Origin of the sequence: Cupriavidus basilensis, from assembly GCF_029335485.1 — a bacterium.
In the GTDB taxonomy this organism is placed as follows: Bacteria; Pseudomonadota; Gammaproteobacteria; order Burkholderiales; family Burkholderiaceae; genus Cupriavidus; species Cupriavidus basilensis_E.
In genome coordinates this window covers 23,934-39,136 of sequence record NZ_JARJLM010000130.1, presented here as the reverse complement: position 1 = coordinate 39,136, position 15,203 = coordinate 23,934, and the positions used below count along the sequence as shown (strand labels likewise).

General features: G+C 67.1%; 11 protein-coding genes and 1 tRNA gene. 7 read left to right on the top strand and 5 right to left on the bottom strand.

Annotated elements, in window-relative coordinates; genetic code table 11:
- Positions 1-19: 19 nt before the first annotated feature.
- Both egtD and P3W85_RS07525 read left to right on the top strand, forming a co-directional pair.
- Positions 20-1,111: an L-histidine N(alpha)-methyltransferase gene (gene egtD, locus P3W85_RS07530; protein ID WP_276264316.1), complete on the top strand. Its 1,092-nt coding sequence runs from the start codon at positions 20-22 to the stop codon at positions 1,109-1,111.
- 133 nt (positions 1,112-1,244) lie between these two features.
- Positions 1,245-2,504 (top strand): SUMF1/EgtB/PvdO family nonheme iron enzyme, encoded by a 1,260-nt coding sequence (locus P3W85_RS07525; RefSeq protein ID WP_276264315.1) that lies wholly within the window; start codon positions 1,245-1,247, stop codon positions 2,502-2,504.
- 104 nt (positions 2,505-2,608) lie between these two features.
- On the opposite strand, the gene P3W85_RS07520 is transcribed toward P3W85_RS07525, so the two are convergent.
- Positions 2,609-4,570: a DEAD/DEAH box helicase gene (locus tag P3W85_RS07520; RefSeq protein ID WP_276264314.1), complete on the bottom strand. Its 1,962-nt coding sequence runs from the start codon at positions 4,568-4,570 to the stop codon at positions 2,609-2,611.
- 980 nt (positions 4,571-5,550) lie between these two features.
- Between P3W85_RS07520 and P3W85_RS07515 the strand changes: the two genes are divergently transcribed.
- Complete coding sequence (locus tag P3W85_RS07515; protein WP_276264313.1) at positions 5,551-5,946, top strand: hypothetical protein; 396 nt, start codon at positions 5,551-5,553, stop codon at positions 5,944-5,946.
- 177 nt (positions 5,947-6,123) lie between these two features.
- A tRNA-Arg gene (locus tag P3W85_RS07510) sits at positions 6,124-6,198 on the top strand.
- Between the two features lie 236 nt (positions 6,199-6,434).
- On the opposite strand, the gene P3W85_RS07505 is transcribed toward P3W85_RS07510, so the two are convergent.
- A complete protein-coding gene (locus P3W85_RS07505; RefSeq protein ID WP_017229192.1) occupies positions 6,435-6,767 on the bottom strand; it encodes a DMT family transporter in 333 nt (110 codons plus the stop codon).
- Positions 6,768-7,101: 334 nt separating this feature from the next.
- Between P3W85_RS07505 and P3W85_RS07500 the strand changes: the two genes are divergently transcribed.
- Entirely contained in the window at positions 7,102-7,599 is a 498-nt protein-coding gene (locus P3W85_RS07500; protein WP_017229191.1) for a hypothetical protein, read from the top strand.
- 9 nt (positions 7,600-7,608) lie between these two features.
- On the opposite strand, the gene P3W85_RS07495 is transcribed toward P3W85_RS07500, so the two are convergent.
- Positions 7,609-8,799, bottom strand: coding sequence for a benzoate/H(+) symporter BenE family transporter (locus P3W85_RS07495; RefSeq protein WP_276264312.1), 1,191 nt, complete (start codon positions 8,797-8,799; stop codon positions 7,609-7,611).
- A gap of 496 nt (positions 8,800-9,295) precedes the next feature.
- Between P3W85_RS07495 and P3W85_RS07490 the strand changes: the two genes are divergently transcribed.
- A complete protein-coding gene (locus tag P3W85_RS07490) occupies positions 9,296-11,215 on the top strand; it encodes an ATP-binding cassette domain-containing protein (RefSeq protein WP_276264311.1) in 1,920 nt (639 codons plus the stop codon).
- A gap of 305 nt (positions 11,216-11,520) precedes the next feature.
- Here the strand turns inward: P3W85_RS07490 and P3W85_RS07485 are convergent, their stop codons facing one another.
- Positions 11,521-11,661: a hypothetical protein gene (locus tag P3W85_RS07485; RefSeq protein ID WP_276264310.1), complete on the bottom strand. Its 141-nt coding sequence runs from the start codon at positions 11,659-11,661 to the stop codon at positions 11,521-11,523.
- Positions 11,658-12,905 (bottom strand): MFS transporter, encoded by a 1,248-nt coding sequence (locus P3W85_RS07480; RefSeq protein WP_017229187.1) that lies wholly within the window; start codon positions 12,903-12,905, stop codon positions 11,658-11,660. The genes P3W85_RS07485 and P3W85_RS07480 overlap by 4 nt, the downstream gene beginning before the upstream one ends.
- A gap of 302 nt (positions 12,906-13,207) precedes the next feature.
- On the opposite strand from P3W85_RS07480, the gene P3W85_RS07475 reads away from it, so the two are divergent.
- Positions 13,208-15,199, top strand: coding sequence for a DNA topoisomerase IV subunit B (locus tag P3W85_RS07475; protein ID WP_017229186.1), 1,992 nt, complete (start codon positions 13,208-13,210; stop codon positions 15,197-15,199).
- Positions 15,200-15,203 lie beyond the last annotated feature (4 nt).

The window sequence follows — 15,203 nt, the reverse complement described above, 5'->3', positions numbered from 1 at the left end:
CGACCATCAAGGAAACGTCATGCCGGCCGTCCCGACCCCGCTGCACCCGCGTCACGATCCTTCCCACGCCAAGCACAATGGCACCCCAACCCTGAAATCCAATGGCAGCCAGGCCGGTGCCGTCCTCGCCGCGAACGGACATGCGTTGCCCAAACCGGTGCCCAGGCTCGATTTCATCCAGCAGTACCACGAGGACAGCGGCGCCTTGCGCGGGGAGATCACCCGCGGCCTGCTGGCCAGCGCCGCCAGCATCAGTCCCAAATTCTTCTACGACGTGCTCGGTTCCCGCCTGTTCGAGGCCATTACCGACCTGCCCGAGTATTACCCCACGCGTACGGAGGCCGCGGTGTTTGCCGCTTTCGCGCCGGCCATGGCTGCGCGGGCCGGCAGTGGCTGCGTGCTGATCGATCTCGGCGCGGGCAATTGCCAGAAGGCCGCGCGGCTGTTTGGCAGCTTGCAGCCGGCGCAATACGTGGCGCTCGACATCTCGGTGGAGTTCCTGCGCGGTACGCTGTTCTGCCTGCAGCAGCAGCACCCGCAGATTCCCATGCTCGGCCTTGGCGCCGATCTGTGCGCGCCGCTCGATCTCCCGCCGGAAGTACGGCACGGGCGCCGCCTGTTCTTCTATCCGGGCTCAAGCATCGGGAACTTCGCGCCGGCCCAGGCGCAGGCCCTGCTGCAGCGCCTGCGCGCGGCGGCGGTCCGGGGCGATGGCGTGCTGGTCGGCGTGGACCTGGTCAAGGACGAACGTGCACTGGTGGCGGCCTATGACGATGCGCTGGGCGTGACCGCCGCCTTCAACCGCAATGTCCTGCGCAACCTGAACCGCATCGTCGGCAGTGATTTCCGGCTTGAGGACTGGCGCCATGCGGCCCGTTTCGATACGGCGGGTTCGCGCATCCAGATGCACCTGCGGGCCGAGCGGGATGTCACCGTGCGCTGGCCGGAGGGCCAGCGCGAATTCTGCGCGGGCGAGCAGATCCATACCGAGGACTCCTATAAATATCGCCCGGAGGCATTTGCTGCCCTGCTGGAGGCTGCAGGCTTCGACGATCCGGTCTGGTGGACGGATCCGCGCGGCTGGTTTGCGGTGTTCCACGCCCGGGCCTGACGGCCGGCGGGGCCAAGGCGGGGCTGGTGTCATAATGCCCGCATCCCTCCGGTGCGGGTGCGGCGCCTCGCGCACACTGCCCGCCGGAGGCCGTGTCACCGCGGGCGACCCCCATTCACCGGCAGGGATTTCGATGAGCGGCTTTTCCATGCTTCCGGACCTTCACTTCAATGGCGGCAAGACCGTCTGGGCCGATGCCCGGCGGCTGCCGCGCGAGGGCCTTGCGCAGGCGCTGGTGGAGGCGCGCAACCGCACCCTGGCGTGGCTGGCCGCCTTTGGCCAGACCCGGCGCGGGTGGGAAGTGCCAGGCCAGGACTTTGCCGATCCGCCCTTATGGACGCTGGGCCATGTGGCCTGGCATGCCGAGTGGTGGTGCCTGCGCGAGGTGCGCGCGCTGGAGCGGGATGGCTTGCTGCTGCAGGTACCCGGGGTGCCTTCGCTGCTGGCCGGCGCGGACGAATGGTTCGACCCCGGACGCATCGGCCGCGACGCCCGCTGGGAGGCAGCGCTGCCGGACGTGGCGGTGGTCAAGCGCTACGCCGCCGACGTGCTCGACGCCACCTTGCGCCGCCTGGCTGTGCAGCCGGACGATGGCGATGCCACGCTCTATGCCTGGCGCCGTGCGCTGTTTCACGAGGACCGCCAGGGCGAAGCCGTCGCCGCGCTGCTGCAGGCGCTCGGCATCGCACCCGTGGAACCGGCCGAGGCGCTGCCTTCGGTGTCGGTGCCGCATGGCGGCACTCTGCAGTTTCCCGGCGGGCGCTTCGTGCAGGGCTGGAGCGCGCCGGACGGCTTTGCGCTGCCCGATGAACTGCCGCCGCAGCCCACCTATGTGCCCGCTTTCGAGATGGATGCCGCGCCGGTCACCAATGCGCAGTTCCTGGAGTTCGTCGAGGATGGCGGCTATGAGCGTGCCGCATGGTGGACGGCGGCAGGCCGCCAGTGGCTGATGATGCAGGACCGCTCGGCGCCGCGATACTGGGCGCGCCACCCGGATTCGCGGGCCTGGATGGCGCTGCGTTTTGGCAGTCTTCGCACGCTCAATCCGGACGAGGCGGTACGCCACGTCAGCCTGTTCGAGGCCCAGGCGTGGTGCGCCTGGGCGGGCCGGCGCCTGCCCATGGAAAGCGAGTGGGAGCTGGCGGCGGTGCAGGATCGCGGCGGTTTGCGCTGGGGCATGGTGCGGGAATGGACGGCCACGCCTTACGAGCCGTATGCAGGTTTTGCCGCGAGTCCTGCCGATGCGGAGTTCGTGGACTGCTTCGCCACGCACCAGGCCGTGCGCGGCGCGTCGTTCGCCAGCGCGGCGCGGCAGCGCCATGCGCGCGCCCGGCTGGCGTTGCTGCCCGAAGACGATTTCGCGTTCGTCGGCTTTCGCAGTTGTCCCATGTAGCAGCGCGCCGGCAGGCACCAAAGAAAAAAGCACCCGAGGGTGCTTTTTTCTTTGGGCTGACGATGGATCGCCGCGAGCGCGGCGAGTCCATTCAGGCGCGGCGATTAACGCTCGAAACGCGAGCGGCCACCGCCGTTGCCATTGCGTGCGCCGCCGAAGCCGCCGCGGTTGCCGTCGCCGAAGCTGCGGGGAGCGCCGTCACGGTTGCCGTCGCGGTTGCCGAAGCTGCGGCCTTCGCCGCCACGGTAGCCACCATTGCCGCCGTTGCCGGCCGCACCGCCGCCGAAGCCGGCGCCGCGATTGCCGTCGCCGTAGCTGCGCGGAGCCGCGCCGTCACGGTTGCCGAAGCCGCGGTTGTCGCCGCCGCGGTAGCCGCCGCCTTCGTTGCCGAAGCTGCGTTGGCCGCCGGTTGCGCCCTGGCCGCGATAGCCGGTGCTGTTGCCGTTGGCATTGCCGAAGCCGCCGCGGTCACCGAAACCACGGTTGCCGTCGCGATCGCCGAACGGGCGGTCGCCCGAGGGGCGCGCAGCGCCGTCACGGTTGCCGAAGCCGCGGCTTTCGCCGCCGCCGAACTTGCGGTCGCCGAAGCTGCGGTTGTCACCGCCGCGATAGCCGCCGCCATTGCTGTTGCCACGGTAGCCGCCGCGGTCGCCGCCCGGCTTGCCGCCGAAGCCGGAACGCGGCTTGGGCGAACGGCGCGGTTCCAGTCCTTCGATCACCGAAGCGTCGACGCGGTTGTTGGTGAAGCGCTCGATGCGCTTCCACTGGAACATGTCGCCGTGGTTCACCAGGTTGATGGCGACACCCGAGCGGCCGGCACGGCCGGTACGGCCGATACGGTGGACGTAGTCTTCGGCTTGCTTGGGCAGGTCGAAGTTGACCACGTGGGTGATGTCCGGCACGTCGATGCCGCGCGCGGCCACGTCGGTTGCCACCAGGATGCGCAGGTTGCCGCGGCGCAGCGAGGTCAGGGTGCGGTTACGCGCGCCCTGGGTCATGTCGCCGTGCAGCGCGCCGGCCGCGAAGCCGGTGTCGGACAGGCGCTCGGCCAGCGAGTCGGCATCGCGCTTGGTGGCGGTGAAGACGATGGCTTGCTTGAGCGTGGTGTCGCGCAGCAGGTGGTCGAGCAGCTTTTCCTTGTGCGACATGTCGTCGGTGAAGTGCAGGCGCTGTTCGATATTGCTCTGGTCGGCGCGGGTCGCGGCGATCTCGATGCGTTGCGGGTCGCGCAGCTGGCGCGAAGCCAGCTGGGCGATGCGGCCGTCCAGCGTGGCCGAGAACATCAGCGTCTGGCGGGTGGCCGGGGTGGCGGCAACGATGGCGTCGATGTCGTCGGCGAAGCCCATGTCGAGCATACGGTCGGCTTCGTCGAACACCAGCATGTCCAGCGCGGACAGGTCGATACGGCCGGCTTCGACGTGGTCGAGCAGGCGGCCGGGCGTTGCCACCAGGATGTCAGGCATCTTGGACAGCGCGGCCAGCTGCTTCGGGTAAGGCATGCCGCCCAGGATGCTGGCGCAGACGATGCGGCGCAGGTGGCGGCCATACTTGGCGGTGGCTTCGGTCACCTGCAGGGCCAGTTCGCGCGTCGGGGTCAGCACCAGCAGCGCGGGCTGCGCCGGCGACGGGCGGGGGCGCTTGCCCTTCATGCGCTTGACCGGTTCGTCCGAGCGCGGGCGATTCGGGGCAGCTTTCTCGCTGATGCGCTGGATGGCCGGCAGGATGAAGGCGCCGGTCTTGCCCGAGCCGGTCTGGCTCGAGACCAGCAGGTCGCGGCCAGCCAGGAAGGCGGGGATCGCCTGGGCCTGCACCGGGGTCGGCGTGGTGTAGTTCAGTTCGACGAGGGCGCGCAGGATGGCTTCCTCGAGGCCAAGCTTGGCAAAGCCGTTTTCAGCGTCGACGGCGGCGGCTGCGGGCGCTACTGCGGCTTCCGGGCTGAGCATGGCGTCGAGCTTGTCGAGCGGGCTGGGTTCCTGGATAGCGGGCGTGGCGATGGCGGCGGCTTCGGTCGATGCGTCGGCGGCGGAGGCAAAATCTTGCTCCGCACGAATGTCGTGCTGGGTCATGTCGTGATTTTCTTTAAATGCATGGCACCCCATGCCGAACTAGCGAACAGGGGCGGGCGCAGTGCAAAGTCTTAAAAAGGCTTCGGCGCCAATCGGTGAGGCCGTTACGACAGACACAGCTGACAGTACGGCGGCAGGCAGGGCGACACCGGGCACAAGGCCGGGCGCGCGGTCCCTGGCAGGCAAACAGCTCTATAGAGCCATTCAACAGGATCGGAGACGAGGCAACGTCGGTGAGATATGCGTTCTGTCGGGTATCACCACTTGGCCTTGATTCAACAACTTGAGGCAGGCCAGCCGGCGGGACCGGGGAGCAGAGCTTGAGAGCGGGGGCGGTATCGCCTGCCGGACGGAACCGGTAGACGTGTTGCACAACTCACAGTGCGAACTCACGGCGCGAATTATAGCAGAAACAAAAGTAAGTTTGTTGCACTGCGATAGGAATTCCTAAATTGGCTGGCAATGCCTCGTCATGCGATTCAGCGGGCACTTTCGACGTGTCCTGGCTGGTCCGCGTCGTCTCGCATTGCACGTTGCATCCCCGGGATGCCTGCCTATACTGAAGCCGTCGGGCACACCGTAGCCCGGCAAGGTGGTGGACCCTGGAACACCCGCTGACCTTCCACGGCGCTTTGCTTTAAGCGCCGCTAGCCGCCGGTGTCGCGGCAGTCGGTGCCATTGCCAGTGATCCTTCGACCCTTTGGTTAGTCCGAAACGGTCGTCCGCGTCATGGGCGGAATCATGGGAATCCTGCTTGCACGACAGTTTGCCGGGATAGCGCGGCCTTGACCTGGAAGGTCCGGACCCGTCCGCAGCCAGCCCGCCAGTTCACTGGCGGGCTTTTCCTATGTGGCTTCGCCGCTCCTTGCTGCCGCGCGCTTTTCGGCGTGCAAGTAATCTATTGATACCTTTGCTAACAGCTTGCCGCGCCAGGTCGCGCTATTCTCGCCCGGAATGAATCCGGTTGAGGAGCAGACGATATGAGGAAAGTCCTTTTGTGCGCGGTGGCCGCGGCGGGTTTGGCGGGCGGGCTTGGTGCCGCGCCCTGTGCGCTCGCCCAGGTATCTGTCAATGTGTCCATCGGTGTCCCGCCACCGGCCCCGGTTTATGAGGTCGTGCCCGTCGCCCGCCCGGGCTATGTCTGGGCGCCCGGCTATTGGGATTGGGACGATCGCGGCCACAAGCACAAGTGGAAGAAAGGCCGGTGGGAGCGCGCGCGTGCGGGTTACATATACGAGGCACCGCGCTGGATACACGCACGCGATGGCTGGATGCTGCAGCCCGAGCGCTGGGAAGGGCGTGGCGATGGCCGCCCGGGGCGGGGCTACAAGGGCTATCACTGCCCGCCGGGGCACGCCAAGAAGGGGGAGTGCTGATCGGCAGGGCGCCGGCCTGGCATGATGGAACGGAAGGAAGGAGCGGGGGCTGAACCATGCGGCGCTCTCGCGTTCCTTTGACGGTGAGGATTTTGATATACTCCGGGCCTGCTCCCGGATCCGCGCCGCCAAGGCGCGTTGATGCACGCTCTGATGCAATCTTCGGGGGTCTATCCGCTCGCCGTAGTTCAATGGATAGAACACGCGCCTCCTAAGCGTGAAATGCAGGTTCGATTCCTGCCGGCGGGACCAGTTCTCCCTTGTTCATTCTCCGCAGTTCCTCAAAGCCACCCGTCCACCAGAGGCCGGCTGTGCGCGACGGACTGAGCAGCCGAATGGTCAGGACGACCGGATTGCCGGCAATCGCACCGATGTCATTGCCGCGCTCGTCGAAGGAGACCACCGGATACGGCGATCAGGCTCTCGGGATCTTCCGCATGTTCGATGTTTCATTGCAAAGTGCGCCATCGAAGGCGGCATCGGCATGCTCAATGCGCGCCGGTCTTCGAAAACAGCTGGATCACCGCCACGCCCGCAACGATCAGTCCGATTCCCAGCCAGGCGGCCAGGTCGGGTATCTGGCGATAGAGCACGCTGGCGATCAAGGTGACCAGCACGATGCCCGCGCCGGACCAGATGGCGTAGGTGATGCCCACCGGCACGGTTTTCATCACTTGTATCAGCAGGAAAAAAGCGCCCGCATAGCCGGTCACCACCAATACGCTGGGGATCAGCCGGGTAAAGCTCTCGGATGCCTTGAGGCTGCTGGTGGCAATGACTTCGGCCACGATGGCGAGGGCCAGGAGCATGTAGCTGTTCATCGATGAATCCATCCTTCTCGTTGGCTGTCGCCGGGGCCGCATTTTCCCACATGCGCCGGGATAGGCCTGGCCGCAAGCGGGGACGGGCGGGTTACGGATGCCGGCCCCTGGGTCCGTCGGTGTACAGTACAAGGCACGAGAGTCTGGTCGCGTCCATAAGCTATCCCCTCTTTCGGGTGGTTTCGTTCATTGGGCATGCCGTCTTCAATCGAAGAGGTTGCAGTTTGCGGTGCCGGCGATCAGCCTGATCGCATGCAGTGGTCGCGTAGTCCCGACCAGTTGGCGGTTGTGATAAAGCCAGCAGCGGGGGAGTCAGGTTCTGAAGGGGAGCGCCATGAAAGGCGAGGATGAGGTTCGCACCGTCTGGCCGCGGATGGATGGCCAGGCGGCGGGGCAGCAGGGGGTCTGGCAGAACACGATTGCAGCGGCGGACGTGGCACTGGAAGAAGCTTCGCGCATTCAGCGCGGCGTGCAGCACAACCTGAAACTGCAGCAGGAGGTGAGGGCCCTGCGCGAGGAGTTGCGCAAGGCACATGCCGAACTGGATCGGTATCGCGGCATGCATGCCCGGGTCGTGGTGGGCATGCGGCAGCTGGAGGACGATAACGCCGGCGAGATGAGCCGCTTGCGCGCCGAGAGCGAAATGCTGATGGTGCGCCACCGGGTCTACAAGCTGCTCTCGGAGCATTACGCCCTGGCGGCGCTGCGTTTCGACGCCGCCACCTTTGCCGAGCACCGCGACCGGGTGCTGCAGCACATCCTGTTCCAGCGGCGCAAGGGCACGCCGCTTTCCGGCATCGGCGCACAGGACATTGCCTTCCTGTTGCTGTAGCCCTGCTTTTCACCCCGCTTTCGGGGCGGTGCGCGGGCGCAATACCAGCAGCGCCAGCATGCCGCCCACCACGCCCCAGAAGGCCGAGCCGACACCGGCCAGCGTCATGCCGGAAGCCGTGATCATGAACGTCAGCAGGGCCGACTCGCGCTCGGCCGGCGTTTGCATGGCCGTGGTCAGGCCGCCGGCGATCGAGCCGAGCAGGGCGAAGGCCGCCACCGCCACCACCAGCGCCTTGGGGAAGGCCGCGAACAGCGCGGCGATGCTTGCCGCCAGCACGCCTGCCACAAGGTAGCCCAGTCCGCACACCACGGCGGCGGTATAGCGCCGGTTGCGGTCCGGATCGCTTTGCGCACCAGTGCAGATGGCCGCCGTGATCGCTGCCAGGTTGATGCCGTGCGAGCCGAACGGCGCGAGCAGGACCGAGGCGATGCCGGTCACGGTGATCAGCGGCGAGGCCGCCACGTGGTAGCCGTCGGCGCGCAGCACGGCCAGCCCGGGAATGTTCTGCGACGCCAGCGCAACGATGAACAGCGGCACCGCGATGCTGACCAAGGCCTGCAAGGAAAAGGCCGGCGTGGTCCAGACCGGCGCCGCCAGCGCGAAGTGAAACGACTCGAAGTGCAATTGCCCGAGCGCACCCGCCAGCACCACGCCCACCAGCAGCACGCCCGGCACCGCGTAGCGCGGCCACCAGCGCTTGCCCACCAGGTAGAGCGCAAACATCGGCAGCAGTAGCAGGGTTTGCTGCTGGGCCTGCACGAAAACGTCGATGCTGATGCGGAACAGGATGCCGGCCAGCAGGGCCGAGGCAATGCTGGCCGGCAGCGCGCGCATCAGCTTGTCGAACCAGCCGGTCAGGCCCGCCGCCGTCATCAGCGCCGCCGCCATCACGAAGGCCCCGATCGCTTCCGGGTAGGGCACGCCGGGCAGGCTGGCGATCAGCAGGGCGGCGCCCGGGGTGGACCACGCAATGACGATGGGCGCGCGCGTCAGCAGGGACAGCCCGATGGTGGTCACGCCCATGCCGATGGACAGCGCCCAGATCCACGAGGCGACCTGCGCGTCCGACAGGTGCGCCGCCTGGCCCGCCTGGATCATCAGCACCAGCGAACTGGTGTAGCCGGTCAGCATGGCGATCAGGCCGGCGACCAGGGCGGAGACGGAGAGGTCGGTCAGTTTCAGGGGGGCGTTGGACATGGGAGGGACTTGGCGTCACGCGGGGAAAGCGGCTGGGACGCCATCTTCGCATGACTTGCCCCGCCGCTCCACGGCGGCGCGAGGGACGACAATATCCATTGCGGGGCCAGGACGGGATTGCAGGGGAGACGCCTCCCGGGGCATGCGCGATGGCAAGCAGTTGTCCGGTGCCGCGTTGACGGGGCTTTCCCTTACGGACTTGTCCGACTACAGCCGCGCAAGGCGCATTGCTATGCTTCGGCTGTGCCTTGCGAGCAGGGCACCGAGGAGAGACTCTTGGGCCCGCGCGAGCGCGGGCCCTTATTTTTTTCGGCCGCCGCAGCCGGCGGCTGCCGGCGCCTGCGGGCGAGGGCCGGCGGCGGTGGTCTACAATGCCGGCTACCTGGCGTCCCGCCGCCTGGCCGTATCCACCGCCGGCGGCCAGCCCGCGGATGCAAGCCGCGGGAATCGCCACCTTCGCTCCCACCCTTTCGCTGCCTCCTTTCGTACTGCTCCCATGGCCCTGTTTTCGATTTCCGACGCCCAGCTCGCCTTCGGGCATGTGGCCCTGCTCGACCATGCCGACTTCTCCCTGGAAGGCGGCGAGCGCGTCGGCCTGATTGGCCGCAATGGCTCCGGCAAGTCGTCGCTGCTCAAGATCGTGGCCGGCCTTGCCGCGCCGGACGACGGCCTGATCGCGCGCCAGAACGGCGTCACCTCGGCCTATGTGCCGCAGGAGCCGCAGTTCGAGCCCGGCCAGACCGTGTTCGATGCGGTCTCCCAGGGCCTGGGCAAGGTCCACGATCTGCTGGTGGCCTACGAAGCGGCGCTGGCGGCGCTGGACGACAGCCACGACGAGGCCGCGCTGGCCGAGTTGCACCGCCTGCAGTCCGAAGTCGACGCCGCCGGCGCATGGGGCTTGCGCACGCGGGTCGAGACCACGCTGGCGCAGTTGAGCCTGAGCGCCGATGTGCGCGTGGACTCGCTGTCCGGCGGCATGCAAAAGCGCGTGGCGCTGGCGCAGGCCCTGGTGGCCGAGCCCGACATCCTGCTGCTGGACGAGCCCACCAACCACCTGGACGTCGAAGCCATCCGCTGGCTCGAAGACCTGCTGCTGGCGTTCCGGGGCAGCGTGCTGCTGATCACCCACGATCGCGCCTTCCTTGACCGCGTGGCGACCCGCATCGTCGAGCTGGACCGCGGCCGGCTGGTTTCCTTCCCCGGCAACTTTGCCGCCTACCAGACGCGCAAGGCCGAGCAACTGGCCGCCGAGCAGGTCGAGCAGGCCAAGTTCGACAAGCTGCTGGCCCAGGAAGAAGTCTGGATCCGCAAGGGCGTGGAAGCGCGCCGCACGCGCAGCGTGGCCCGCATCCAGCGCCTGGTGACGATGCGCAATGAACGCGCGTCGCGCCGCGACGTGCAGGGCAACGTCAAGCTGGAAGTGTCGCAAGGCGAGCGCTCCGGCAAGATCGTCGCCGAGCTCACCGATGTCAGCAAGGCCTTCGCCGGCAAGGTGGTGGTGGGCGATTTCACCGGCACCATCATGCGCGGCGACAAGGTCGGCCTGATCGGCTCCAACGGCGCGGGCAAGACCACGCTGCTGCGCCTGATCCTGGGCGAGCTGGAGCCGGACGCCGGCACGGTCAAGAACGGCAGCAATATGCAGGTGGCGTACTTCGACCAGATGCGCACCCAGCTGGATCTCGAGCGCTCGCTGGCCGACACCATCAGCCCGGGCAGCGACTGGGTCGAGATCAATGGCCAGCGCAAGCACGTCATGAGCTACCTGGGCGACTTCCTGTTCGCGCCCGAACGCGCGCGTTCGCCGGTCAAGTCCTTGTCCGGCGGCGAGCGCAACCGGCTGCTGCTGGCGCGCCTGTTCGCCCGGCCGGCCAATGTGCTGGTGCTGGACGAGCCCACCAACGACCTCGACATCGATACGCTGGAACTGCTGGAGGAACTGCTGCAGGACTACAGCGGTACCGTGTTCCTGGTCTCCCACGACCGGGCCTTCCTGGACAACGTGGTGACCTCGACCATCGCCGCCGAAGGCGATGGCCGCTGGCGCGAATACGTGGGCGGCTACTCCGACTGGCAAGTCCAGTCGGCACGCAGCGCGGCCATGCAGGACGCGCGCGGCGGCGAGCGCAAGGGCGCGGAAACGCCGAAACCGCGCGAAACGCGCGGGCCCAGCCGCGTGGTCAAGCTGTCTTACAAGGAACAGCGCGAACTCGACGGGCTGCCCGAGCGCATTGCCTCGCTGGAAAACGAGCAGAAGACCGTGAGCACGCAGCTTGCGGACGGCTCGCTGTACGCCAGCGACCCGGGCAAGGCCGCGGAACTGGCAACCCGCCACGACGAGATCGAACTGGAACTGCTGGGGGCGCTGGAGCGCTGGGAAGTGCTGGAAGCGAAGACGAAGGGCGAGGCGCAATAGGAGTCCGCTAGCGCCGTGCGCGGAACGCGTCAACTTTGTGTGGGGCGTCCGGGGGAGACCGCGAAGCGCTGGACGAAGCTGCCAGGATGCGCCCGTGCCGCACGAAGTGCCCGGCGGTTGTCACTCCCTCTTCCCTCATGGGAGGAGGGGTGGCGAGCGGGGTGGATCAGCCAGGAGCCACAGAATCCGAAGCCAGCGGTTTTATCCAGTTCGGTGGGGTATGACGCACTAGCCACTTCCGCCAGCCCCCCGCTTGCGGGAGAGGGGCGCACACCTCAGCGAGTGCTACGCCCTGCCCGAGATCCTCACCCGCACCAGGCCAGCACCATATTCGTCAGGTCCACCACGAAGGCCGGCCGCAAGTAAGCCATGAAGGCCAGCGCCAGCACGCCGCCCAGCGCGGCAAAGCCGGCGGCCCGCACGACAATACTGCTCCCTGTGCTCATGCCGCGGCCACCTGCGGGCGCGCAATCGCGTGCTCGCGTATCGGCAGATTGACCAGCGTGGCCACCACGCCCAGCCCGATCGCAATCATCCAGACAGTGTTGTAGGTACCGGTGCGGTCATACAGGAATCCACCCAGCCACGCCCCCAGGAAGCTGCCGATCTGGTGCGAGAAGAACACCACGCCCGACAGCATCGACAGGTACCGCACGCCGAACACCTGCGCGATGATGCCGTTGGTGAGCGGCACCGTGGACAGCCACAGGAAGCCCATCATGGCGGCGAAGATCCAGGTGCTGGCTGCCGTGAGCGGCAGCAGCAGGTAGGCGGCGATCACCACGGAGCGGGTGATATAGATCATCGACAGCAGATAGCGCTTGGGCATGCGCTGGCCAAGCGCGCCCGCGGTGTAGGTGCCGAACACATTGAACAGGCCGATCAGCGCCAGCGCCACCGTCGCCACCTTGGGATCGGTCAGGCCGCGGTCCTTGAGATAGGGCGCCAGGTGCACGCCGATAAACACCACCTGGAAGCCGCACACGAAGTAGCCCAGCGTCAGCAGCTGGAAGTTGCGGTTGCCGAAGGCCTCGCGCACGGCTTGGCCGATGGTCTGCTGGAAGCCGGCCACGTGCGCGTCGGCCTGCGGCTCGCGCAGCCTGAAGGCCAGAGGCAGCATCAGGCAGGCCATCACCGCCAGCACGAACAGCGCGTTCTGCCAGCCGGCGGTGGAGATCAGCGTCTGCTCGACCGGGATCATCAGGAACTGCCCGAAGGAGCCCGCGGCCGCGGCGATGCCCATGGCCCAGACGCGCTTCTCGGCGCTGGCCACCCGCCCGATCACGCCGTACACCACGCTGTAGGTGGTGCCGGATTGCGCGATGCCGATCAGGATGCCGGCGCCGGAGGCGAAGGCGGTGCCCGAGCTGGCCATGGCCATCACCAGCAGCCCGCCCACATAGAGCGCGATCCCGACCAGCATGATGCGGAACGCGCCGAACTTGTCGGCCAGGGCGCCGGTGAACGGCTGGGTCACGCCCCACATCAGGTTCTGCAGCGCCAGCGCGAAAGCGAAGGTCTCGCGGGTCCAGCCGTGCGCCTGCGTGATCGGCAGGTTGAACAGGCCAAAGCCGTGGCGGATGCCCATCGATAGTGTGACCAACAGGCCACCGCAGACGAGGACGGCGGTGAGGGAGAGTTGTTTTTTCCGTATGGCGCCTTGCGCGCCGTTCTGTATGTCGTTGTGCATTGTCTTCTGCATTCCTGGCTCGGTGTGCGTACCGCTATTTCTAGTTTTCTCCGTGGTCTGGCCCCTCAGGGCCCGCCCCGGTGCGAGCGAGTGTACTCCGCATCCGCCAGGTGCGTGGTGAGGCCCTCCCGCCTGACCGGTTCGCATTAAAGTGATTCATGATGTACTTTTAAGCGAATGACGAATGGCAGCAAGACGGCTACGCGCTTCCATTACAATGCAGGCTGCCCGGCCAGCCTGGGCTAGCGTGCGGCAACCGCCCCCGCCAGGCTGGCCGAGAATCCCACTAAGCAAGCGACTCCATGGCGAGCAAAACCAGTCAGTACAGCGAATCTTCCATCCGGGTCCTCAAGGGCCTGGAGCCGGTCAAGCAACGACCCGGCATGTACACCCGTACCGACAACCCCCTGCACATCGTGCAGGAGGTGATCGACAACGCTTCCGACGAAGCCCTCGGCGGCCATGGCTCCGAGATCATGGTCACCCTCCATCGCGACGGCAGCGTCAGCGTGGAGGACGATGGCCGCGGCATCCCGGTCGGCATCCATCCCGAGGAGCAGGTCCCGGTGGTGGAGATCGTCTTCACCCGCCTGCACGCGGGCGGCAAGTTCGACAAGGGCAAGGGCGGCGCCTATGCCTTCTCCGGCGGCCTGCACGGCGTGGGTGTTTCCGTCACCAATGCACTGTCGACCCAGCTCGACGTGACCGTATGGCGCGACGGCAGCTGCTCCACCCTGACCTTCTCGGGCGGCGACGTCACCGTGCCGCTGGCCACGCGCAAGCTTGAGCGCAGCGAGAAGAAAAGCGGCACCCGGGTGCAGGTGTGGCCGGATGCGAAATACTTCGATTCCGCCACCATTCCGATGGCCGAGCTGCAGCGGCTGCTGCGCAGCAAGGCCGTGCTGCTGCCCGGTGTCAAGGTCACGCTGCTGCATGAGAAGAATGGCGAGCGCCAGACCTGGCAGTACGACCAGGGGCTCAAGGGCTACCTGGTGGAAGCCCTGGCGCAGGGCAGCGGCGCCGAACTCGTGGTGCCGATGTTCGAGGGCGAGCACTTTGCCGACCCCGACGCCAACCTGGCGGAAGAGGGCTTCGCCGAGGGCGAGGGCGCTTCCTGGGTGGTGGCCTGGACCGAGGACGGCGCGCCGGTGCGCGAATCCTACGTCAACCTGATCCCCACGCCGGCCGGCGGCACGCATGAGTCCGGCCTGCGCGAAGGGCTGTTCCAGGCGGTCAAGAGCTTTATCGAGATGCACGCGCTGCAGCCCAAGGGCGTCAAGCTGATGAGCGAAGACGTCTTCGCGCGCGCTTCCTTCGTGCTCTCGGCCAAGGTACTGGACCCGCAATTCCAGGGGCAGATCAAGGAGCGCCTGAACAGCCGCGACGCGGTGAAGCTGGTGTCCACCTTCAGCCGTCCCGCGCTGGAGCTGTGGCTGAACCATCATGTCGAGTACGGCAAGAAGCTGGCTGAGCTGGTGATCCGCCAGGCGCAGGCGCGCACGCGCGCCGCGCAGAAGGTGGAAAAGAAGAAGGGCTCGGGCGTGGCCGTGCTGCCGGGCAAGCTGACCGACTGCGAATCCACCGACGTCACCCGCAACGAACTGTTCCTGGTCGAGGGCGACTCCGCCGGCGGCTCGGCCAAGATGGGCCGCGACAAGGAGTTCCAGGCCATCCTGCCGCTGCGCGGCAAGGTGCTCAATACCTGGGAGACCGAGCGCGACCGGCTGTTCGCCAACAACGAGGTACACGATATCGCGGTGGCGATCGGTGTGGATCCGCACGGTCCCGGCGACGAGCCCGACCTGTCCAACCTGCGCTATGGAAAGATCTGTATCTTGTCCGACGCTGACGTGGACGGCGCGCACATCCAGGTGCTATTACTGACTCTGTTCTTCCGCCATTTCCCCAAGCTGATCGACAACGGCAACGTGTGCGTGGCGCGCCCGCCGCTTTACCGGGTGGATGCGCCGGCGCGCGGCAAGAAGCCGGCCCAGAAGCTCTACGCGCTGGACGACGGCGAGCTGGTGGCGATCCAGGACAAGCTGATGAAGGACGGCATCAAGGAAGGCGGCTGGCAGATTTCCCGCTTCAAGGGCCTGGGCGAGATGAATGCCGAGCAGTTGTGGGAAACCACCATGAACCCGGATACGCGCCGCCTGTTGCCTGTGGCGCTGGGCAGCTTCGACCTGCCCCAGACCGTGGGCGTGATGAATATGCTGATGGGCAAGGGCGAGGCCGCGCAGCGGCGCACCTGGCTCGAAGAGCGTGGCAACGAGGTGGTGGCCGACATCTGATCGG